Origin of the sequence: Mesorhizobium sp. L103C131B0 (genome assembly GCF_000502275.1) — a bacterium.
Taxonomy (GTDB): Bacteria; Pseudomonadota; Alphaproteobacteria; order Rhizobiales; family Rhizobiaceae; genus Mesorhizobium.
Genome location: NZ_AYXC01000001.1, coordinates 608,348 through 628,813, shown reverse-complemented (window position 1 = coordinate 628,813; position 20,466 = coordinate 608,348). Strand labels below are relative to the sequence as shown.

Here is a 20,466-nt window from a genome sequence, read left to right as displayed (position 1 = left end):
GCTCGGAAATTCGGCGTTGACGGCTAGTCCTACTAGTAGGTAGGTAAACGCCATGAGCAACCTTGTGGCGACCTCCGATCAGATTCTGGCGTCCGCGCGAAACTTCATCGTGGCCGGCGGCTACAACGGATTCAGCTATGCCGATATCGCCGGCGAGGTGGGGATCCGCAAGGCGAGCATCCACCATCATTTCCCCAGCAAGGTCGATCTTGTCCGCACGCTTGTGGCGCGCCATCGCGAGCGTACCGAGGCCGGCATGGCAGATCTGGAAAGTAAACTCTCGGACCCGCTTGCACTGCTTCAAACCTATGCCGACTACTGGGCAAAATGCATTGAAGATGCGAGCGTCCCGTTTTGCGTCTGCGCGCTGCTTGCCAGCGAACTCCCTGCGCTCCCGGCTGAAATTGCCGTCGAAGTGCGGGCTTACTTCAGGTTTCTGTCGTCCTGGTTGACCAGGGTCATGGAGCACGGCGCCGAGCAGGGGATTCTCGGATTTGCAGGCTCGGCGGAGCTGGAGGCCGAGACCTTCATGGCGACCGTTCATGGCGCCATGCTGTCCGCGCGCGCCTATGGCAACCCCGCCATGTTCGGCACCATTCTGACGCCAACCGTGCAGCGTCTGTCTCGGAAGGTTCACTAACAGGAATTTGCGCGACAGGGGCGGCGAGCCCCTTCACCGAATTCCCTCGACGCGTCCATCATGCCTACCTTCTAGTAGGTAAACACAAAAAGGGAAATCCGAAAATGCTTGCCAAGACGAATGAAGCCAACCAATCCTCATGGCTCACGAGCTACTATTTCATACGCTTTGCCGTGGCGGCCGCCTGGGTGCTGCTGGCCTTTACCGTCGCCAGCACAATGCCGTCCCTGGCAGCCATCATGCTGGTCGCCTATCCCGCCTGGGACGCGCTGGCCAATTTCGTCGACGCCCAGCGCAGCGGTGGGCTAAGCCGCAACAAAACGCAGCTGCTGAACTTCGTCATCAGCATCATCACCACGGCGGCGGTCGCCATTGCTCTGGGCAAAAGCATGAATGCGGTGCTCGCGGTGTTCGGCGTCTGGGCGGTCCTGTCGGGCCTCTTTCAGCTGGCAACCGCGGTCCGGCGCTGGAAGTCCGGCGCGCAGTGGGCAATGGTGCTGAGCGGCGCCCAGTCGGCGCTGGCCGGCATCTTTTTCGTGAAGATGGCGGGCAGCGCTGCGACGGTCGGGATCACCGATGTCGCGCCCTATGCCGCGTTCGGCGCCTTCTACTTCCTGGTCTCGGCAGTCTGGCTGACGGTGAGCGACGCGCGGCGCAAGGCGGCTGAGGCCGCCGGCTGAGGACGTCGCTCGTTCGAAACGGGATTTGTGGTCGGCGCCGCCTGCGCGGCGCCCTCGACAGTTGAGTTTCCCTGCCGCGGTCGTATGTTGTTGCCGTAGTGGAGGATCACAAATGCCCATTCGACGCAAAGCCACCGAGGCCGGCGTTTTGCAGCCATCCGAACTCGAGCTGTTGGGCCGTGTATTCGAGCAGCTTAAGCGCGACGGTCAATCGCCGGAAGCACGCGACGCCATCGCATCCCGGATTATCGCGAACTATATGGCCGGCGTGGTCGACGAAGCCGAGCTCGTCAGTCTTTCGAGGCAACCGCTGGGCCGGTAGCGCGCTTTCCATTCCGGGTTCAGAAGAGTTTCAGGTCGTCAAATCAGAGGGATAAGGCAATGCCGGCTGACCCACCGATAGAGCGACGGTCGCATATCCGTGATCTTGTTCTGAAGGAAGCGACAATCCGCGTTGGCGACGCCAGTATCAATTGTCTGGTTTGTAACCAGCACGCCCACGGTGCGGAGCTGCGGGTCAAGGCCGATATCGCAATCCCCGACCGTTTCGTCCTTCACGTGCCGGTCGATCATACCAGCTATCGCGCCGTGGTGCGGTGGAGACGGAACGAGCGACTTGGGGTGCAGCTTGATTCGGGAAGGCAGGCCTAGATGGCGGTAGCCGGGACGGATCACCCAGCTGTTCAAGTGCAGGGTTGATGGGACAAGGCAGGGCTCGTTTGCGGCACGAACGCTTCTTCCATGCTGCTTGCGATTTGCAATCAGTTGCTATAGCGTCTGACTGCTTGCATTACAAGCGGTTGGTCCGTGGACCCACTAGGTGAAGGCGCTGCTTTTGGGCAAACTTATCTTGGGAATGAACGTTTCCATCGATGGCTATGTCGATGACCTTGCCGGAAATCTGGTCATGGGCGCACCAAGCCAGAAGCACTTCGAGTACTGGATCGAGACGATTCGCAACCATGCCGGCGCTGTGTATGGCCGCCGGATGTACGAGGTCATGCGCTATTGGGACGATGATCACGCGGAATGGGATGCTTCGCTTCGCCAGTTCGCGACACTCTGGCGCAAGCTGCCCAAATGGGTCGTTTCGCGCACACTTTCACGGGTCGGCCCGAACGCCACCCTCATCTCCGGCGATATTGAAACGCAGATTCGCGAGATCGCGGCCCGCACGGAGGGTATCCTGAGCGTTTCCGGTCCGGAACTGGGCGGTCTTATGACCGGGCTGGGCCTGATTGAGGAATATCATCTGCACGTGAGGCCGTTCGTGCTCGGCAAGGGCAAGCCTTTCTTCCACGAGGCAAGGCCTCCGCTGCAACTGGTGTCGAGCACATTGATCGATGACGATACCGTTCATATGATCTATGTGCCGCGAGGCTGAACGATAAGGCGCTTCAGCGCCAACATGCGAACCAACACGTACGTTCGCAGTGGGCCTGGTCCCGGCCTTCGCACCGAGGTCTCACATGTCAGCTTGCGTGCTGGGTATCCAAGCAGCAGAGGGTCTGCTGTCGGCCGAAAATCTGCCGGTCAGCAATGCGCCCCATGCCGGTCAAAGAGGCCTTGCCGCCGTTCCTCCATAAGCAGACATTGCAGACCTACAAGGACATCGCTTTTACGCCCGAAGCGCCGCTTCGGTTGGTCCTTCAGTGACCTGGCGGCACAAGGGCGTCGTCCTCCACCGCCCGACCTCGTCCGCAACTCATCGTTGCCGCCAGCGGCTCTGCTCCTGGCCTTCCCGCGATGACCGAGCGGGTAGTGAAACATCATGGTCAAGCCTGAAAAGCAAGGTCCAACCTAGCCGCCTTTCCAGGCCTGCGTCATCATCGTCCAGCAGTTCAGGATCCTGCGTGCGCCAGCCGGGTCCGTCGGGTCGGCCGGCCGCACAGTTTTTTTCATCCCGCTGGAACATTGGCGAAGGAATGCAGTTGGTGTCGCTGCAGATGCCGCCGCGCGGTGCCTGTGGGCGATTGGTGGCAACACCTGATCGGCCGCCGCTCCTTTACGAGGGCGGCTTAGCGTGTGAGCCAATCCTGCAGCAAAGGCCTAGGGATTGGAACGACCAACAGGAGGCAGTCATGAAGCACCAGACACTCGATCAACTCCAGTCAGTCGCGGACATCAGTCCACTATCGCCGGCTCTGCTGGCTACAAGGACGCAACGGATAGAGCGGTGGGCGGAACTGCTCTATCGAAATCCGACGCGCTCCCTTGTGGCTCTCACCGGGACTGAGCATCTGCATCCCTCTGTCCGCGGAGAAGCGCGCGCGGTCGGATCGGCGATCAGTGTCGCCTTTGACGATCCACTGCTGCGTGCGTCGGGCATGCAATCGGATACCTACGGGGAAGCCAGACGCTTCTTCGAACTCTCCGATTGGCAGTTGCATGAGATCGTCTGCAGTTGCCACACCGGCGCCACCATGCAGGCTGGCTGGGCCGCCGGGCGTGTCCGCAGGGTCCTCAATGGGAGCAAGATATTGGCTTGGCTGAGAAAAGGATTCATGCCGCACTGAGACACAGCGCTTGCGCCTGAAGAAGCATGCAGGCTCCAGCAGAGATTGCGTCGGCTCCGCGAAGGCATGGCTGACCTCAATGGAGTAGGGCGGCCGAGTTGCTTGCGACTTCAGAAATGACGTTCACCATTGCTTAGTGGACCTCGTCAGGGTGATCGGCAAGTTCGTGAATAGCGAGTACCAGCGCCAGTTTCGACCAACCGGTCGGCAGCGCCCTCGTGACCAAGCGGGGTTACTTATCCTCGGTGCGTCACATGTGCGCTTCGTCAGCGGTATAGCCTGCCAATCCCTCCACAGCCGTTTTGACGCTGCGAAAAGCTCGAGGCGTGAGGGGGCAATTTAACCCAGGAATCCCGAAAACGGACCTTCCGCTTTCGGCCCCGAAATTGAAATCCGAGGCACCCCGCCATCACCCCGGAAAGATCGTAAACCCGCCATCGACGCGGAGCACCTGCCCATTGATAAATCGTGCGCGGGGGCCGGCTAGAAAGGCCACCGCCTCGGCGATCTCCTCCGGCTCGGCATAGCGGTTCAGCGACTTCTTGCTCGAATCCATGCGCTCCGGATCGACCGTGCGGGTCGCCTGGAAGCGTGCCGTCTTCGTGGCGCCTGGGCTGACCGCGTTGATGCGCACGCCGTCGTCGATCAGTTCCTTGGCGAGACAGCGCGTGTAATGCACGACCGCGGCCTTCAAGGTGGAGTAAACGACCTCGGGCGAGCAGCCGAGATGTGCCGCCGCGGAGGCGATGTTGATGACGGAGCCGCCGCCGCGCTGCTTCATCGGCGGCACGAAGGCCTGGCAGACCAGCATCGTGCCGATCAGATTGTTCTCGGTGAGCACGCGGATGTCGTCCAGTTCGATGTCGAGGGCGTTGTTCGGGTTCGGCTTGCCGCCCTTGGCGCCGATGTCGCCGCCAGCGCAATTGACCAGCACATGGACGTCGCCGAGATCGGCCTCGATCCTGCGCTTCATCTCGGCCACCGCCTTCTGGTCGCCAATGTTGCCGGTCACCGACGTGACCTTCGTGCCGTGCCGCTTCAGGCGCTCGACCACTTCGCCGAGATTGGCGAACTCGCCGTACTTCGCCGGCGCTTCCTCGTCCATGTCGTGGATCGCGACATTGGCGCCGAGTTCGGCCAGGCGCTCGGCCATCACGCGGCCGAGGCCACGGCCGGAGCCGGTTACGAAGGCGGTCAATCCATCGAGTTCACGTGCCGTCATCGGATATTCTCCATCAGTTTGCGCATGTTGGCGGCGCTGCGCCGGATCATGTCGAGCTCATAGGAAACCAGTGAGACGTCGGCTTCGCGCTCCCAAGGCGTGCGGTAGTCGGCATCGTCGGGCAGCCGGTTGCGCTGCGCGGCCGCCAGGCAGGCGGCAAATTCGCGTGCCGTCTTCTGCGGATAGCCGCGCCACCAGTCGTCGCTGAGATAGCGGACATGCCGGGCCTCTAAGGCGCCCGGTTCGAGAACGGCGGTCATGCGATCGTGGTGCTGGCCAAGAATGGCGAACAGCTTGGCAAACGGCACCGCACCGTCGCCGATGGCGCAGCGGATCAGCCGGTAACCTTCGGTCGTGAACTGCACGCGGTAATCCTTGAGGTGGACATGGCGGACATAGGGGGCGATCACCTTCGTAAAATCGAGCGGCGCTTCGCCGACCGGGAACGTGTTGCCGGTGTCGAAGGTGACGCCCACACTGTCACCACCGAGGGCGCAGAAATCGACGAGTTCCCGGCTGGTAAAGTCCTGGTGGTTTTCGATCGCAAGGACATACCCTTCGGTATTCGCGCGGGGACCCCATTCCACCAATCGCCCCCGAATGATGCCGGCGTACTCGCTCCATTTTGCGCCGGCGGCGTTGCGGTCGCCGCAGAGAACCGGCGTCAGCGCCGTCCGGATGATTTTGGCCTTGAGCAGGCGCGCGGCCCGAAACGCATCGTCGAGCGGTTCGCCCACCAGCAGGCCGCCGCTGACGACCGGCGTGATGCCAAGGCCGGCGAGCCGTTCGCGCAGCGCGATCACCGCGTCGTCGGAAAGCTCGCTCAGCCATGGCACCCAGATCTCCAGCACGCGCGCGCCGAGTTCGGTCGCGAGCGCGATGAAACCTTCGAGCCCCGCTGGCTGCGGATTGGCGCGTGGCGTGCCGCGGCCCTGGAGGCCGAGATGATAGGTCAGGCCGTAGGGGTTCAGGCCGACCTCGAGCATGAAGCGATCCTTTGAGTCAGGTGTGGTCATCTCAGGCCGGCATCCACGGTGATCGACTGCTTGGTGATCATGCGGCTGTCGTCGGCGGCGAGGAACAGCACCGTGCGCGCGATCTCCTCGCCGAGCAGAACCTTGCGGATCACCTGGCGCTGCACGACCTGGTCGACCGAACCTTCGGTCTTGTACCAAAGCTCCCGCTGCCGGTCGGTGATGACGGCGCCCGGCTCGATGGCGTTGACGCGGATGTTGTCGGGGCCAAACGCCCGCGCCAGCGCGAAGGTCAGCCCGACCACCGCAGCCTTGGCCGCCGCATAGGGGGCCATCTCTGACGCGCCGAAACGCCAGGCGATCGAGGAAAAATTGACGATCGAACCAAAGCCCACTTCCTTCATGTGCGGATGCACGGCCTGAGCGGCAAAGAAGTGGTGCCTGAGGTTCACATCCTGGGCATGGTCCCATGTCGCCTGGGTCACGTCGGCGACCGGCTGGCGATTGTCATCGGCGGCGTTGTTGACCAGCACCGCGACAGGCCCTAGGCGGTCGCGCACCGTGCCGATCGCGGCCTGGAGGGCGGGGATATCGGTCACATCGCAGCGCAGGAACAGGGGCGCGTGCGCTGCCGCGGCGGCGAGTTCCCGCGCGAGCGCCTCGCCGGCCTCCTGCTGCAGATCGAGAAACGCCACTCGTGCGCCATTGGCGGCGAAGGCGCGGACCGTGTCGGCGCCGATGCCCGACGCACCGCCGGTGATCAGCACGACACGCTCGGACAGGCTCGGATAGGTGGCGAAGGACAAGGCGGAACTCTTTTCAGATCAGGCTTCGGTCAGATCGGGTCAGATCAGATCAGGCGTTGGGTCGTCGGGTCGAACAGGCAGGCACGCGCCATGTCGATGCCGAGCGTCACCGTCTCGCCCATAAGCGGCGTGCCGTCGGGGTCGAAACGGCCGGTGATCTCCTTGCCGCCCAGGCGCAGGACGGCCATGGTCTCCGCGCCTGTCGGCTCGACCAGTTCGACCACTGCATCGATCTGCGCGATGCCCGGCTTGCGGCGCGCAAGGTCGGGATCGAAGCGGTAGATGTGCTCGGGACGGATGCCGAGCACGAGCTGTCGCGGCGTGTCGGATGGGAGCGCCTGGACGATCGGCAGGCTGGCCGTCTTGCCGTCGGCGGTCTGCAGGACAACAGTGCGGCGACCGCCTTCCTGGCTCAGTTCGGCGGCCAAAAAATTCATCGCCGGCGACCCCATGAAGCCGGCGACGAACATGTTGGCCGGACGATTGTAGATCGTGGCGGGATCGTCGAATTGCTGGACCTCGCCCTGATGCATCACGGCGATGCGCGACGCCAGCGTCATCGCCTCGACCTGGTCGTGGGTGACGTAGACGGTGGTCTTGCCGACGCGGTGATGCAGCTTCTTGATTTCGGTGCGCATGTCGACGCGCAGCTTGGCATCGAGATTGGAGAGCGGCTCGTCGAACAGGAACAGTTTGGGATCGCGCACCAGCGCCCGGCCCATGGCGACGCGCTGGCGCTGGCCGCCCGAAAGCTGTCCGGGCTTGCGCCCTAGCAGCGGTTCGATCTGCAGGAAGGCGGCAACCCGCTTGACGGCCTCGTCCTGCTGCGGCTTCGGGACGCGGCGGCTTTCCATGCCGAAGGTGATGTTCTCGCGCACCGTCATCGTCGGGTACAGGGCATAGGACTGGAACACCATGGCGATGTCGCGGTCCTTCGGCGCCACCGAATTGACCAGCCGCCCGTCGATGCGGATCTCGCCGGAGGTAACGGATTCGAGCCCGGCGATCATCGCCAGCAGAGTGGACTTGCCGCAGCCGGACGGTCCGACCAGCGCGATGAACTCGCCGTTCCGCGCTTCGAGATCGATGCCCTTCAGCACCTCGACCGCGCCGAAGTTCTTGCGCAGCGATCGGATGATCAATGTCGACATGCAATGCCCTTCACTTGATCGCGCCTCATTTGATGGCACCTTGCGTCAGGCCTCGCACAAAATACTTGCCGCCGAAGAGATAGATCAGCAGCGGCGGCAGCGCGCCGATCAGCACGGCGGCGCTCATGACATCGTAGGCGCGCACATTGGTGCCGCTTGCCGTCAGCGCGACGAGCGCTGCCGTGATCGGCTGTTGCTGCCCGGAGGTGAAGACGACGCCGAACAGATATTCGTTCCAGATGCCGGTGAACTGCCAGATCACCGTGACGATCAGGATCGGTGAGGAGAGCGGCAGAATGATCTTGCGGAAGATGCGCCAGAAGCCGGCGCCGTCGATGCGCGCCGCCTTGATCAGGTCGTCGGGGATGCTGACGTAGTAGTTGCGGCAAAACAAAGTGGTGAACGAAATGCCCTGGATAACGTGGATGAGGACGAGCCCGTAGACCGAATTGCTGAGGCCGAGATTGCCGAGGATGAACGCCCACGGCATCAACGAAATCTGGCCCGGAATGAAGACGCCGAGCAGCATGCAGGTGAACAAAGCTTCCGAACCTCTGAAGCGCCATTTCGACAGGATGTAACCGTTCATCGCGCCGACCGCCGTCGAGATGATCGTGGCCGGGATCGTCATCTTCAGGGAGTTGTAGAAGTTGCGCTGCATGCCCTCGCAGGTGCCGCCGATGCAATAGGTGCTCCAGGCCTGGCCCCAGGCATCGAGGCGGAAGCTGCGCGGCAGCGAGATCAACCCGTTGCGCGCGATCTCCTGCTGGTCGCGGAATGAATTCAGCACCACCACCAGCAACGGGACCAGGTAGATCGCCGCGAAGACGACCAGCAGCCCATAGATGGCGAAGCGGGTGAGAAAATGCCGGCGCGACGCGACTGCGGCAGCGCGACGGTCGAGCGACTGGTCCAGGGAGACGTCAGCCATGGCCGGCTTCCTTGCGCCGGCGCCAGACCACCCAGAATGAATAGGGCACCAGCACCACGGCAACAGCGGCAAGCATCATGATGGCGGCGGCCGCACCTTCGCCGATCTGGCCGCGTTGGAACATCAGGTCATAGACGTAGATGGCGGGGAAGGTGGTCGAGATCCCCGGGCCGCCTTTGGTCAGGGCCGCCACGAGGTCGAAGGTCTTGATGGCGAACTGGATCTGGATGACGGCGACCGCCAGGAAGATCGGCGCAATGGTTGGCAGAAGCACCTTGCGATAAATGCGGAACGTCGATGCGCCGTCGATCTGCGCGGCCTTGACGAGGTCCTGATCCACCGAGCGCAGGCCGGCCAGGAACAGCGCCATGGCAAAGCCCGAGGCCTGCCAGACACCGGTGATGATCACCGCGTAGATCGCATAGTGCCGGTCGCTGGCGAGTGCGAAACTGAAGCTCGCCCAGCCGAAACCGCGCACCATGGCCTGGATGCCGTCGGTCGGATTGTAGAGCCAGCTCCAGACCGTGCCGGTGACGATGAAGGAGACGGCCAGCGGATAGAGGAAGATCGTGCGCCAGGCCGCTTCGCCGCGCACGCGCTGGTCGATCAGGATCGCCAGCAGCAGTCCCACCGCCATCGAGCCGACGATGTAGAAAGCGCTGAAGAAAAACAGGTTGTTGTAGGCGATGTTCCAGCGCCGGTTCGCCCACAGCGACGCGTAGTTCTCGAGGCCGACGAAGCCGTAGGTCGGCAGCAGCGAGGAGTTGGACAGCGAGATATAGAGCGTCCAGCCGGTGAACACGAAGACGTAGACGAAGCTCGCCACGAGAGAGGGGCCGAGCACCAGCAAGGGCATCGCGGAGCCCAGCCGCTCGCGCCAGGGGCGGGCGGGCGTCGGGACCGACAGGATCAGGTCGTGATTTGACATTCAGAGCACGGAAATTGGCAGAGCACGGGACTGGAAGGGAGGACGGCCGGGCGGATAGGCATCGCGCCCGGCCATTCCCGTCTATTTCTGTGCTTCCGCCGCGTCGGCCATCGCATTGGCGCCATCCTCGGGCGACATGTCCGGTGTCGCCACGAACTCGGTAATGGAGTCCATGATCGCGCCGCGCATCTTCTGCGGGATGGTCATGTTGTGCGCCATCGAGCGGACCAGCGTGCCGTCCTTGATCGAAGCCTGCAGATCCTTCTGCGAGAGCTGCTGGCACGGATTGAAGCCCTTCGACAGATCGATATCCAGGCGTGCAGGGATCGAGCCCTTGGCCTGGTTGAAGACCGTCTGGAAGTCGGGCGACAGGATCAGGCTGGCCAGCAGCTTCTGGCCGTCGATGTAATCCTGGTCCTTCTGCTTGAAGAACACGACCGAGTCCGAGTTGAGGATGAAGCCGGGTTTGCCCCAATCGGTCGGCGCCTGGGCGCAGACATAGTCGGTGCCTTCCTTGAAGCCGGCGGCGGTCAAAAGGCCGATCGTCCAGTCGCCCATGATGTGGAACGCCGCGTCGCCCTTGCCGACCAGCGCCGACATCGAATCCCAGTCGCGGCCGACCATGCCCGGATCCATGTATTTGCTCGTCATCAGGCGCATCTGCGTGAAGGCCTTGACCATTCCCGGGCTGCGCATGGACTCGACATCGCCTTCCACAAAGGCCTTACGGTAGAGATCGATGTCCTGGCCGTAGAGCACGACCTCGAACACCGTCGAATCCGTCCAGTCGGCGGTCGAATGCGAGATGCAGATCTTGCCTGTGGCGACGATCTTGTCGCAGGCGGCATTGAACTCGGCCCAGGTCTTGGGCATTTCCGCCACGCCGGCCGCCTGCATGACCTTGGGCGAGGCCCAGAGCCAGTTGATGCGGTGGATGTTCATGGGCGCGGCGACCCATTTGCCGGTCGGCTTCATCACCGGAAGCAATTCCGGCGCCACCACTTTCTCCCACCCTTCCGAGGCCGCCAACTCGTCGAGATCGGCGGTCATGCCGGTCTCGTTCCATTCGGCGATCTCGGGGCCCTTGAGCTGCACGGCAGGCGGGGCATTGCCGGCGATCACGTCGGCGCGCAGCTTGGCCAGCGTATTGGCGGTGTGGCCGGCGATCGAGGTCTGTTCCCATTTGCCGCCCTTGGCGGTGAACATCTCGCCGAGCTTGGCGATCGCCTGGGCGTCCGATCCGGTCGCCCATTGGTGCAAAAGGTTGGTCTTGGGCTCGGCGAAGGCTGTTCCGGCGAAAAATGTGCACGCAGCAGCGGCCGCAAGCGCGGTCATGACGGACTTCATCGTTTCACTCCCATATCGTGTTGCACGGTTCGTCTCGACCGCTTAGGGCCGCGGTTTGAAGCCGCCGCCGGCGAGATGCGTTAATCTCGAGTTCTTTCCAAGATGACATATTGGAGCTATCAGTCAACGATGTTTATGTTGAGCCATGACAAAACCTTCGCTTAGATCCTGGCTGATCGACAGACCCTCCGCGTCGCCGGAGAGCATGATCGTGCGCTGCCTGAGCGAGCGCGGCGCACTCTCCGCGTTGCAGATCGCACGCGCCACCGGTCTGGCGCGCTCGACGGTCTCGACCGCGCTTAACGGCTTGAAAAAGTCTGGAATGGTGATCGAAGCGCCGACCATCCGGGACGGCATCAGAGGCATCGGCAGGCCAGCCGCGGCGGTGACGCTCAATCCGACAGCGGGCACCTGCGTCGGCATTCACCTGGCTCTCCAGCAGATACGGCTCATCGTCGCCGATGTCTCGCATTCCGTCATTGCCGAACAAAATATTCCAATGGCGCTGGACTACCAGCCGCAACAGGCGGCCCAGGCGGTCAAATCGGCGATTGCCCAATCCTACAGGGAAAACGGTCTGCCGATGGCGGGGCTCCTGGGGGTTGGTGTCTCCGTCTCCGGCCCTGTCAGCCGCGATGGAGTGGTGCTGCGCGCAAGCATGGTTCCAACATGGGCCGGCGTCAACATACGAGATGTGTTCGGACCCGTTCTGGAACAGCCGATCTTCGCCGACAACGAGAGCAACTGCGCGGCCATTGCCGAGCTGATGTGGGGTGCGGCCGTCGGCCAGGACGATTTCGTGCTGTTCAAGATCGATCTGGGTGTCGGCGGGGCCATTGTCCAGCATGGCCGGCTGGTGACGGGCGTCGCCGGCGGCGCCGGCGAATTCGGGCACATCAGCATCGATCCCGGCGGCGACCTTTGCCGCTGCGGCAATCGCGGGTGCCTGGAGCTCTACGCGAGTTTTACCCGACCGCTGGAACAGATTTCGCGTGTCGTTGGGCGGCAAGTCACCATGGACGATGTCATCGCCATGGCCGAGCAGGGCGACGTCAGGGCGTTGCGGATGATCGAGGATACCGCCGAGATCGCCGGCCGGGGTCTCGGCCTGATCGGCTCGGTGCTCAATCCGCCGCTTATCATCATCGGCGGCCACATGGCTTTGGCAGGGGACATTCTGTTGACGCCGCTGATCGCGTCCTATGAACGCCACACGCTGATCAAGTCCCGGGATGTCGCTCCCGCGCTGCGCACGCGCATCATCGTTGGCAAGCACACCGAGAACGATGCCTTGCTGGGCGCGGTCGGCCTCGTTTTGAGACACCAGACGAAGGAACTGTCGCTGGGGTGATCGTCAGGACCAGCCTGTGCTTGTGCAAGTCAATTGCACGTGTCCGCAGCCTTGAGCGCTTCGGCGCGTGACGATTTGGGCAAATCCGCGATCCGCCGGACAGAAGCGTAAAACCTTGGATAGTCGCCCGAACACAGGTCGAACAAGCGAAGAAAGGCCGGAACCTGTTCACCGTAGACAGAAGTTGCCGCGAGCTTGGCGTTGTTGATCGGGGCAGCGAACCAGGCGTCGTATCCCCGGTATCCCGCCCAGTGCCTGTCGCGCATCTGCCGGTAGCGCGCCCGCAACCGGTCGATGGTTGCTGCCTTGGCGGCCGCCATCTTTTCCGGGGTGCGGGGACTACCATAGACCTGCCTTAGCTCGTCGCGCGTCTTCGCCACCAGTCCGAGAAAATCGGCGCTGCGTTTGCGGTCGGCTTCGTAGCGGCGCAATCCGGCCCGGTCGCCGGCGGCGCGGAGCCATTCCCTGACGCCGCTGGTTTCAACGGCAACGGCGAATGCCTCGTTGATGCGGAATCGCCATCCACATAGAGGCGCTGATGCGCCAGTTCATGAAAAACAAGGCTTGCGAGATAGGTGTCGTCCTGACGCAGCATGGTGCTCAGCAGCGGGTCACTGGACCAGCCAAGCGTGGAATAGGCGGTGACGCCCGAGACATAGACGTCCAGCCCCTGTCTTTGAAGTTCGACAGCGCTTTCAGCCGCGGATTTCCGGGAGAAATAACCCCGGTATGGAACGCAGCCGAAAACCGGAAAGCACCATGTTCGTGGCGCCAGCGAGAATTGCGGCGCGGCAAAAACGGCCCAGGTCACGGCGTCCCGATGGATGTCGACATAGCTGCGGTAGCTGTTGTTTTCGGGCAGTGCCAGTTCATCTGTCGCAAACCGTCTTATGGCGCTGGCCGACGTCAATTTGGCGCGCAATGCTTCAGGCGTCGAAGGATCACGGATGAGTTTTCCAATATTTTTGCGGGCGGCCATGATCTGCGCGTGACCCTGGAACGACTGCGCGTAGTAGGAAATGCTCGTGCAGCCGGTCGCCCCGGACGCGATGATCGCCGCGGCAAGCATCCGAAGAACGCGCTTCACTGTTTGCCCACCCTTGCCCATCTCCCCATGCAGCAAACGTCCTGGTCCACCTCAAACAGGAGGCACCGGTTTCCGTCAAGAGCTGCAGGGGCAGGGGGCGACACCGACCTGGGCAGGGCAATGCGGGCATTCGCCTAGGATTGACGAAAGTCCGCCGCAGGGCGGAGCGAGCGAGATACGGACCGTCCGTCGAGGCGCGGTTCCCACAAGCTGCCGCGCGCTACTGGTCCGAAAACTTCACGCTCACACCGCGCTGGCGAAAATAAGCCTGCATCAACTTACGGCCCGAGCGGTTGTTCTGGGCCAATTTTGCCGGATCGAACACCGCCTGTTTTGCGCCCTCTCGTGTCAGCGCAGCCTTGAGCGTCGCGATATGGGCGTCGATGTCGGCATTGTCCGCCCGCAGCGAGGCATAGATACTTTCGGTCGCTTCGGCCACAGTCGGTTCGCTCACAGATGTCGTCCTTTGGTTGGTTGGGCGGCGGCTTTACCACAGATTTGCGGCTCCGACGATATCGACTGAACCGTCGGAGCACAGCGCCCAGGGCGCAAACCGCAAAACGTATGTATTCGACCCAGCTAAACATTGCCTGGCAGGCGAATGGGTCTAACTATCGTTACGAAACGGGGGGAATCAGGTGGCTGCCAATCGTCGAAACGACATCTCATCGTCCGAGCGGGGGCTAGGACGGATTCTTGCGGCAGGCAATGCCCATCCGCGCACAGCTCTGCCTACCGTGGCAACCATCGTCACGACGGTAGCTGCGCTGTATTTCGGTCGTGAGGTGTTCCTTCCCATTGCCATCGCGCTGCTTTTGACCTTTGCGCTGGTGCCGATGGTCTCCGCACTGAAGCGTGTCGGCTTGCCTCGGCTGCCCGCAGTGCTTCTGAGCGTGATTGGCGCATTCGCGGCCCTGGGCCTGTTCAGCTTCATTGTTGCGACCCAGGTAAGCGAGCTTGCTCAGAACATTTCCGTCTACCAGACAAACATTCTGACCAAGGTACGTTCCCTCAAGGAGACGGGCGTTGGTGGCGGCATAATTGCCAGGCTGAGCGGGGTGATCGAGCGTGTCGGTCAGGAGATCGACAAGCAGGATGTGGCGCCGCCTGCGGCCGACAAGCCCCGGCGCGAGCCTGTTCCCGTCGAGATCGTCGCCCGCGAGAGACCTCTGGAGGTATTGCAGAACATCATCGGACCGTTGATCAGCCCGCTGGCATCAGCTGGCCTGATCATCATCGTCGTCATCTTCATGTTGCTTGAGCGCGAGGATCTGCGCGACCGGTTTATCCGCCTTGTCGGCTATGGCGACCTCCATCGCACAACGCAGGCATTGCAGGATGCCGGCAAACGGGTTGGCCGCTATCTGATCATGCAATTGGTGGTCAATATCGTCTACGCGATACCAATCGCAATTGGCCTTTGGGTGCTCGGCATTCCCAACGCGCTGCTGTGGGGGTTGCTGGCACTGGCGCTGCGCTTCGTTCCCTATATCGGCCCTGTTATCGGCATGCTGCTGCCCTTGTTTCTGGCCTTGGCGGTTGCGCCCGGCTGGTCGCTGGTGCTGTGGACCGCCGCACTGTTTGTCGTCATGGAATTGGTAACCGGCAACGTCATCGAACCGTGGCTCTATGGCTCGCGCACGGGACTTTCTCCTTTGGCAATCATCGTTGCGGCAATTTTCTGGACATGGTTGTGGGGGCCGCTCGGCCTGGTCCTTTCGACGCCGCTGACAGTTTGCCTCGTCGTCCTCGGGCGACATGTTCCGCAGTTCGAATTTCTCGACGTCCTGTTTGGCAACGAGCCCGTCCTTGAATCTCACGCCCGGCTCTATCAACGGCTCCTGGCCGGCGATCCCGACGAGGCCACTGACCATGCCGAGGAGATCCTCGAGGAGAAGTACCTGATCGATTTCTACGACACTGTCGCCATTCCTGCTCTCCTGTTGGGCGAGCAGGACCGCATGCGTGGCGTGATGGGCGATCAACAGCGAAGGCAGGTGGCGGCGAGCGCCCAAATTCTTGTGGCAAATCTTGCCGACGATGCACAGGAAGAGGCAAGCGAGGAAGATGCGCCGGCAACCACCGCGGAAGGGAGCGCGAGCAGGGAAACAGATGGCGTCGAAGAGGAAGAGATCGAGTTGCCCGACGGCAAGGACATGTCGGTGCTTTGTGCCGGCGGTCGCGGCGAACTCGACGATGCCGCTGCCGCCATGCTCGCTCAGGTGCTGGAGGTGCAAGGTGCTACGGTGGCGAAGGCCAGTTTTGTCGATATGGAGCCGGCAGGTATTCGTCGTCTCGAACTAGAGGCGATCGACACCGTCGTGGTCGGTTTCCTGAACCGGGATTCGCTCAAGCATGCCCGCTTTCTGGTCCGGAGACTGAAGCGCGCCAAGGCAGGTTTGAGAATTGGGATTGTGTTCTGGTCAGACGCGGAGCAGGGCGATGTCGGGCAAGAAAGGCAAGCTTTGGCCGCCGACATCAGCGCCGATTTCGTAGCGCACGGCATGGTCAACGCTGTGCTTGGCGCACTTTCTCCAGCGCCGGCCGTTCCCCTCAAAGTCGTTTCGAAACGCCGCGATCGACGCCGTCCGGCCCCTCGAAAACGGATCCCGGCCCAGGCAACGGCCGCAACAGCCTAGCCGCACCGCCATGTCTCAGATTGCCGCGCCGGCGCTGGAATGCCTGGTGCGACGGCAAGATCGTCCCCACTCGCAAACCATGGAACAATCTCGCGGCCTTGCGGTTCCTAACATCGAAGGAGAACCCCCATGCTTAGATTCCTTATCCGCCTCGGCGCGATCTACGCGGCGTTCCAGATCGGCCGAGAGTTCGGCCGCAAGGAGACCGAAATCATGCTCCTGCCGCCGCCCGTTGACTACGAGCGGCAACCGACGTCAAGAAACGAAACCGATTTCGGAGAGGCATAGGACCGGTCAATCTGTCTGGTCGATCTGGCCCATGCTGGCGCCGTCCCTGCGCGGGGCGCTTTATCGTACGAACGGACCCGGCCACTTGGCTGTTGCCAGGATCGTTTCTGGCAACGCAATAATTGAGCCGCTATCTCTGTCGCTCAAACGCGGCACAGCGAGGTTGACCGTGCGTCGAAGAATGAGTCTCAGATCCTGGCGTTGAGCCGATGGAGAAGGCATGATCAGCACGGGCAAGGACGAGCACAACCCTAAGAAAGTGGAAGGGAATGAAGCACTGGTGCTGTCAACTGCCAAAGAGACCGGCATCACCGAGGATCAAGCGCGCGACCTTGTTCGCCTGATCGGCACCGGCCGCAATTCGCTGCTCCGTGAGGCACGGCAGCTGCTCCGGCAGCGCCTGGCTAGTTTAGACCGAAGGTGCTCAGAGCACGGCTATCCCGTCGCCTTCTGCTGCCCGGCGGTCATCGCTTTGAGAGCCCGGACCACCTCTGGAGGTCCGGCGGGTTTCATCACTCTTACGCCGGACGAGAACGCTTCGGGGGTTTCCTCGAGCCCCAGGCCGGAATAGACGATGAAAGGAACCGCCCGCCCTGCCAAGGTTTTTGCCGCGTCAACAGCCTCGCCGTCCGACAGCCTGACGTCCAGGATCGCTGCGGCGGGGGTATGGTCCGCAAGAAAACGTTTCGCCTGGGAACATGTCGCCGCCAATGCCACGGCAAAGCCCGCCTCCGAAAGAGTGGACTCCATATCCAGTGCTATCAAGGCTTCGTCGTCGACGACAAGGACCAAGGGTTTGCCCATGCGCGGATGATCGCACGTTTGTAGATGGAAGACGAGTCGAGGCTACGACCCTTTTAGGGTCCGGTTCCCGTACGCAGCGGGTCGAGACCGCGAGCAATGGGAACCAACTGATCCAAGCCGCATTATATTTGGTTGGACTGGACAAGGTGTTTGGGATGCATGAAGCAACACAGGCGAATGTTGTCGCCTTCGAAAACCCGGGGGTGTCCAGCAATGACGGTCTGGATTTCGATTACAAGGATTTCTTCGAAAACGGCGCCGTTGCCCTCCATCTGGTGAACGCAGACGGCGTAATCGTGCATGCCAACCAGGCTGAGCTCGACCTTCTCGGCTATCCCGCAGAGGACTACCTCGGTTGCCACATCGCCGAGTTCTATCCCGACCGGGACGTCATAGAGGACATTTTGGGTCGCCTTGCCAATGGCGAGAAGATCGTAAGATATCCGGCGCGATTGAGGGCCAGCGATGGATCGATCAAGCACGTCGAAGTCACCTCAAGCGGACATTTCCGGGACGGCAAGCTGATCAACACCCGGTGCTTCACGGTCGATGTAACCGACTTGGTGCACACCCGCTCGGAGCTCAGGCAGCATGACAGTACCTATCACCAGATACTCGACGGCCTACCCGTCGCCATCTACACGACCGATCAGGATGGGACGATCACCTACTACAACCGCGCCGCGGCCGATCTGGCAGGCAGGGAGCCTGAGGTCGGCAAGGATAAATGGTGTGTGACGTTCAAGCTGTTCAGTGCCGACGGCAAGGAATTGCCGCACGATGAATGCCCGATGGCCATCGCGCTCAAGGAGAACAGGCCGGTCCGCAATCAGCAAGCTGTTGCGCAGCGTCCCGATGGATCGTTTTTTCCGTTCCTGCCCTACCCGACACCGCTGCGGGACGAGCACGGCGCTCTGATTGGCGCCGTCAACATGCTGCTGGACCTGACGGACCGCCAGCGTGCCGAAGAAACCAGGCAGCACCTGTCAGCGATCGTGGAATCCTCATTTGACGCTATCGTCAGCAAGGATCTCAACACCATCATAAAAAGCTGGAACCACGGCGCCGAACGGCTTTTCGGCTATACCGCCGACGAAGCGATTGGCCGGTCGGTGACCATGCTGATCCCCGAAGACCATCAGGACGAGGAACCCCGCATCCTCCAACGCATTCGCCGCGGCGAGCGCGTCGAACCATTCGAAACGACCCGCCTGCGCAAGGATGGCAGCCTGGTTCCGGTTTCGCTGACGATATCGCCCGTGCGTAACGCAACTGGGCAGATCACCGGCGCATCGAAGATAGCGCGAGACATCACGTCGGCGAAGGAGAATGAATACCGCATCCGCATGCTGATGCGCGAGGTCAACCACCGGGTGAAAAACCAGTATTCGGTCATCCTGTCGATGATCCGGGAGACCAACAAGCGATCGGAGACGCCAAAACACTTTGAAACCCAGGTGCGCGAGCGCATCATGGCGTTGTCGCGATCTCACGACCTGCTTGTTTCGGCGGATTGGAAGGGTGCCACGATCAGCGACCTCTTGGCGGCCCAGGTCGAGCCTTTCCCGCGGGGGGATGTGATCGAAATGTCGGGCCCATCATTGGTGCTCAGTCCCAACGCAGTTCAGTATCTCGGGATTGCCTTCCACGAACTGGCGACCAACTCGGCCAAATACGGCGTGCTCTCAGGGGACAAGGGCCGGATTTCGGTCACATGGGGCATCACCGGTTCCGGTGCTTCGAGGCTCTTTCACCTCACCTGGGCCGAATCCGATGGTCCGCAGGTTCAGACTGTCGGACAAGGTGGCTTTGGAACCGTTGTGCTGAAGCGGGTTGCGCCCGCAGCGGTCAGTGGGCAAGGAATTCTCGAACACGGTCCGCATGGCATAACATGGAGCCTGGAAGCGCCTTTGGTTTCCGTGGCAGCTTCTGCCGACCATGAAGCTTAGAAGCAGGAAGCAGCCCTGCAACGAGCATTCGTCAATTGGAAGCCCTTGATGCGGCCTTTGCCGAGCGAAAACCCCGTTTCCGCTAAAGATCGCCAGAGCCATTGCTAAAGTCGGCAGAGCAAATCACCGGCAGAGGGCGCATTTCGTTGCACGGAACGGGACAGGACCGGCGTAGCCAGAGGCGAGGTAACTATGGACATCGACGAGTTCCGTGCGACCCTTCAGGGTGTAGANGGACAGGACCGGCGTAGCCAGAGGCGAGGTAACTATGGACATCGACGAGTTCCGTGCGACCCTTCAGGGTGTAGAGCCCCCGGCGAATCTTGGGATGGCGCTCCACGCTCTATGGTGGGATAGACAGGGCGATTGGGAGCGGGCGCATGAGTGTGTGCAGGCCAACGAATCTGATCCGGCCTCTGTATGGGTTCATGCCTATCTGCACCGCAAAGAAGGCGACCTTTCTAATGCAGCCTACTGGTACCGCCGCGCCGGGCAGCCTGTGNATGCCTATCTGCACCGCAAAGAAGGCGACCTTTCTAATGCAGCCTACTGGTACCGCCGCGCCGGGCAGCCTGTGGCAACTGGCAAGCTAGACGCAGAGTGGGAGTCGATTACAGAATCACTTCTTGCAGGATAGTGAGGGGTCGCCCAAGGGGCAGCCTAGCGCCTCATCGCCCCCGTAGAGGCGAAACTCACCTCCGCCCGATGGGATCGGCTGGGCCCAGGAGGTCCGAACGTTTCCGCATAAATTCATGCAGCGAGATTGTTCTCGCGATTCCGTAAGGTCTCTGTTTAATAAGCTATATCTAATATTGACTATTTTCTGTCGCTCAAAAGTCGCAGACTTCATTTTACTGATCACCGTTAGCTTCTTGGTAGCTCTCACGACTATAAACTTCTTGCGGGCGAATAGCTTTCATGCTGCCTTCGCGCACTCAGGAATCAGGGAGCTTAGGCATGGCGGAGCGGATTGCGCGTGATGGGTTTTGGGTTTTGCATCTCGCGCGCTTGCCGCAAGTCGTGTCGCTTCGCTCCGGCACTTCCGCCTTGACGATCCTAACTGTTGCCCTTGCGCTGAGCGCCGCGCCGGCTCGGGCCGATGGCGGCAATGGTAGCAGCGCAGGCGCTGGACAAGGTGGCGTTGACGGCGCGC

Annotated in this window: 20 protein-coding genes and 1 pseudogene; 11 read left to right on the top strand and 10 right to left on the bottom strand. The window is 61.7% G+C overall.

Annotated elements, in window-relative coordinates; translation table 11 throughout:
- The first annotated feature begins 52 nt into the window (after window positions 1-52).
- From X730_RS161370 to X730_RS161395, 6 genes are all read left to right on the top strand, one after another.
- Window positions 53-640, top strand: a complete 588-nt coding sequence (locus X730_RS161370; protein WP_023710872.1) for a TetR/AcrR family transcriptional regulator — start codon at window positions 53-55, stop codon at window positions 638-640.
- A 104-nt stretch (window positions 641-744) separates the two neighbouring features.
- On the top strand, window positions 745-1,320 hold the full coding sequence (locus tag X730_RS161375) for a DUF308 domain-containing protein (protein WP_023825508.1): 576 nt from the start codon (window positions 745-747) through the stop codon (window positions 1,318-1,320).
- A 112-nt stretch (window positions 1,321-1,432) separates the two neighbouring features.
- Window positions 1,433-1,642, top strand: coding sequence for a hypothetical protein (locus X730_RS161380; protein ID WP_023671091.1), 210 nt, complete (start codon window positions 1,433-1,435; stop codon window positions 1,640-1,642).
- 59 nt (window positions 1,643-1,701) lie between these two features.
- Complete coding sequence (locus X730_RS1000000168470; protein ID WP_023726509.1) at window positions 1,702-1,971, top strand: PilZ domain-containing protein; 270 nt, start codon at window positions 1,702-1,704, stop codon at window positions 1,969-1,971.
- Window positions 1,972-2,155: 184 nt separating this feature from the next.
- Window positions 2,156-2,704, top strand: coding sequence for a dihydrofolate reductase family protein (locus tag X730_RS161390; protein WP_023824588.1), 549 nt, complete (start codon window positions 2,156-2,158; stop codon window positions 2,702-2,704).
- Window positions 2,705-3,401: 697 nt separating this feature from the next.
- The gene (locus tag X730_RS161395) at window positions 3,402-3,836 is read left to right on the top strand and encodes a hypothetical protein (protein WP_023671095.1); all 435 of its coding nucleotides are present in this window, start codon (window positions 3,402-3,404) and stop codon (window positions 3,834-3,836) included.
- 409 nt (window positions 3,837-4,245) lie between these two features.
- Here the strand turns inward: X730_RS161395 and X730_RS161400 are convergent, their stop codons facing one another.
- From X730_RS161400 to X730_RS161430, 7 genes are all read right to left on the bottom strand, one after another.
- Window positions 4,246-5,058, bottom strand: a complete 813-nt coding sequence (locus X730_RS161400) for an SDR family oxidoreductase (protein WP_023710874.1) — start codon at window positions 5,056-5,058, stop codon at window positions 4,246-4,248.
- Window positions 5,055-6,044 carry a TIM barrel protein gene (locus X730_RS161405; RefSeq protein WP_023710875.1) on the bottom strand — a complete coding sequence of 330 codons (990 nt, stop codon included), beginning with the start codon at window positions 6,042-6,044 and terminating at the stop codon, window positions 5,055-5,057. Before X730_RS161405 ends, X730_RS161400 begins: the two co-directional genes overlap by 4 nt.
- Before the next feature lie 26 nt (window positions 6,045-6,070).
- Entirely contained in the window at window positions 6,071-6,838 is a 768-nt protein-coding gene (locus X730_RS161410) for an SDR family oxidoreductase (protein ID WP_023710876.1), read from the bottom strand.
- 44 nt (window positions 6,839-6,882) lie between these two features.
- A complete protein-coding gene (ugpC, locus tag X730_RS161415; protein WP_023686485.1) occupies window positions 6,883-7,989 on the bottom strand; it encodes a sn-glycerol-3-phosphate ABC transporter ATP-binding protein UgpC in 1,107 nt (368 codons plus the stop codon).
- A 25-nt stretch (window positions 7,990-8,014) separates the two neighbouring features.
- Window positions 8,015-8,920, bottom strand: coding sequence for a carbohydrate ABC transporter permease (locus tag X730_RS161420; RefSeq protein ID WP_023671100.1), 906 nt, complete (start codon window positions 8,918-8,920; stop codon window positions 8,015-8,017).
- The gene (locus tag X730_RS161425; protein WP_023671101.1) at window positions 8,913-9,848 is read right to left on the bottom strand and encodes a sugar ABC transporter permease; all 936 of its coding nucleotides are present in this window, start codon (window positions 9,846-9,848) and stop codon (window positions 8,913-8,915) included. Before X730_RS161425 ends, X730_RS161420 begins: the two co-directional genes overlap by 8 nt.
- Window positions 9,849-9,929: 81 nt before the next feature.
- Window positions 9,930-11,195: an ABC transporter substrate-binding protein gene (locus X730_RS161430; RefSeq protein WP_023710878.1), complete on the bottom strand. Its 1,266-nt coding sequence runs from the start codon at window positions 11,193-11,195 to the stop codon at window positions 9,930-9,932.
- A 145-nt stretch (window positions 11,196-11,340) separates the two neighbouring features.
- On the opposite strand from X730_RS161430, the gene X730_RS161435 reads away from it, so the two are divergent.
- Window positions 11,341-12,546 (top strand): ROK family transcriptional regulator, encoded by a 1,206-nt coding sequence (locus tag X730_RS161435; protein WP_031196532.1) that lies wholly within the window; start codon window positions 11,341-11,343, stop codon window positions 12,544-12,546.
- A 29-nt stretch (window positions 12,547-12,575) separates the two neighbouring features.
- Here X730_RS161435 and X730_RS01000000164140 read toward each other — a convergent pair.
- Both X730_RS01000000164140 and X730_RS161440 read right to left on the bottom strand, forming a co-directional pair.
- A pseudogene (locus X730_RS01000000164140) lies at window positions 12,576-13,525 on the bottom strand (aminopeptidase).
- Between the two features lie 328 nt (window positions 13,526-13,853).
- A complete protein-coding gene (locus tag X730_RS161440; protein ID WP_023686482.1) occupies window positions 13,854-14,087 on the bottom strand; it encodes a hypothetical protein in 234 nt (77 codons plus the stop codon).
- 184 nt (window positions 14,088-14,271) lie between these two features.
- Here X730_RS161440 and X730_RS161445 point away from each other — a divergent pair, with 184 nt between their 5' ends.
- Together X730_RS161445 and X730_RS1000000168050 are read left to right on the top strand one after the other, a co-directional pair.
- Window positions 14,272-16,272, top strand: coding sequence for an AI-2E family transporter (locus X730_RS161445; protein WP_023686481.1), 2,001 nt, complete (start codon window positions 14,272-14,274; stop codon window positions 16,270-16,272).
- A gap of 129 nt (window positions 16,273-16,401) precedes the next feature.
- Window positions 16,402-16,560, top strand: a complete 159-nt coding sequence (locus tag X730_RS1000000168050; protein WP_023671107.1) for a hypothetical protein — start codon at window positions 16,402-16,404, stop codon at window positions 16,558-16,560.
- 435 nt (window positions 16,561-16,995) lie between these two features.
- On the opposite strand, the gene X730_RS161450 is transcribed toward X730_RS1000000168050, so the two are convergent.
- A complete protein-coding gene (locus X730_RS161450; protein WP_023825505.1) occupies window positions 16,996-17,364 on the bottom strand; it encodes a response regulator in 369 nt (122 codons plus the stop codon).
- A gap of 155 nt (window positions 17,365-17,519) precedes the next feature.
- On the opposite strand from X730_RS161450, the gene X730_RS161455 reads away from it, so the two are divergent.
- Both X730_RS161455 and X730_RS1000000169190 read left to right on the top strand, forming a co-directional pair.
- Complete coding sequence (locus X730_RS161455) at window positions 17,520-19,313, top strand: PAS domain S-box protein (protein ID WP_023683170.1); 1,794 nt, start codon at window positions 17,520-17,522, stop codon at window positions 19,311-19,313.
- A gap of 268 nt (window positions 19,314-19,581) precedes the next feature.
- Window positions 19,582-19,950 carry a hypothetical protein gene (locus tag X730_RS1000000169190; RefSeq protein ID WP_081731497.1) on the top strand — a complete coding sequence of 123 codons (369 nt, stop codon included), beginning with the start codon at window positions 19,582-19,584 and terminating at the stop codon, window positions 19,948-19,950.
- The last annotated feature ends 516 nt before the right edge of the window (window positions 19,951-20,466 follow it).

Excerpts from the sequence above, each read along its gene's own strand:
- X730_RS161370 (WP_023710872.1), top strand. The coding sequence starts at position 53 with ATGAGCAACCTTGTGGCGACCTCCGATCAGATTCTGGCGTCCGCGCGA.
- X730_RS161375 (WP_023825508.1), top strand. The coding sequence starts at position 745 with ATGCTTGCCAAGACGAATGAAGCCAACCAATCCTCATGGCTCACGAGC.
- X730_RS161380 (WP_023671091.1), top strand. The coding sequence starts at position 1,433 with ATGCCCATTCGACGCAAAGCCACCGAGGCCGGCGTTTTGCAGCCATCC.
- X730_RS1000000168470 (WP_023726509.1), top strand. The coding sequence starts at position 1,702 with ATGCCGGCTGACCCACCGATAGAGCGACGGTCGCATATCCGTGATCTT.
- X730_RS161395 (WP_023671095.1), top strand. The coding sequence starts at position 3,402 with ATGAAGCACCAGACACTCGATCAACTCCAGTCAGTCGCGGACATCAGT.
- X730_RS161400 (WP_023710874.1), bottom strand. The coding sequence starts at position 5,058 with ATGACGGCACGTGAACTCGATGGATTGACCGCCTTCGTAACCGGCTCC.
- X730_RS161405 (WP_023710875.1), bottom strand. The coding sequence starts at position 6,044 with ATGCTCGAGGTCGGCCTGAACCCCTACGGCCTGACCTATCATCTCGGC.
- ugpC (WP_023686485.1), bottom strand. The coding sequence starts at position 7,989 with ATGTCGACATTGATCATCCGATCGCTGCGCAAGAACTTCGGCGCGGTC.
- X730_RS161420 (WP_023671100.1), bottom strand. The coding sequence starts at position 8,920 with ATGGCTGACGTCTCCCTGGACCAGTCGCTCGACCGTCGCGCTGCCGCA.
- X730_RS161425 (WP_023671101.1), bottom strand. The coding sequence starts at position 9,848 with ATGTCAAATCACGACCTGATCCTGTCGGTCCCGACGCCCGCCCGCCCC.
- X730_RS161430 (WP_023710878.1), bottom strand. The coding sequence starts at position 11,195 with ATGAAGTCCGTCATGACCGCGCTTGCGGCCGCTGCTGCGTGCACATTT.
- X730_RS161435 (WP_031196532.1), top strand. The coding sequence starts at position 11,341 with ATGACAAAACCTTCGCTTAGATCCTGGCTGATCGACAGACCCTCCGCG.
- X730_RS1000000168050 (WP_023671107.1), top strand. The coding sequence starts at position 16,402 with ATGCTTAGATTCCTTATCCGCCTCGGCGCGATCTACGCGGCGTTCCAG.
- X730_RS161450 (WP_023825505.1), bottom strand. The coding sequence starts at position 17,364 with ATGGGCAAACCCTTGGTCCTTGTCGTCGACGACGAAGCCTTGATAGCA.
- X730_RS161455 (WP_023683170.1), top strand. The coding sequence starts at position 17,520 with ATGCATGAAGCAACACAGGCGAATGTTGTCGCCTTCGAAAACCCGGGG.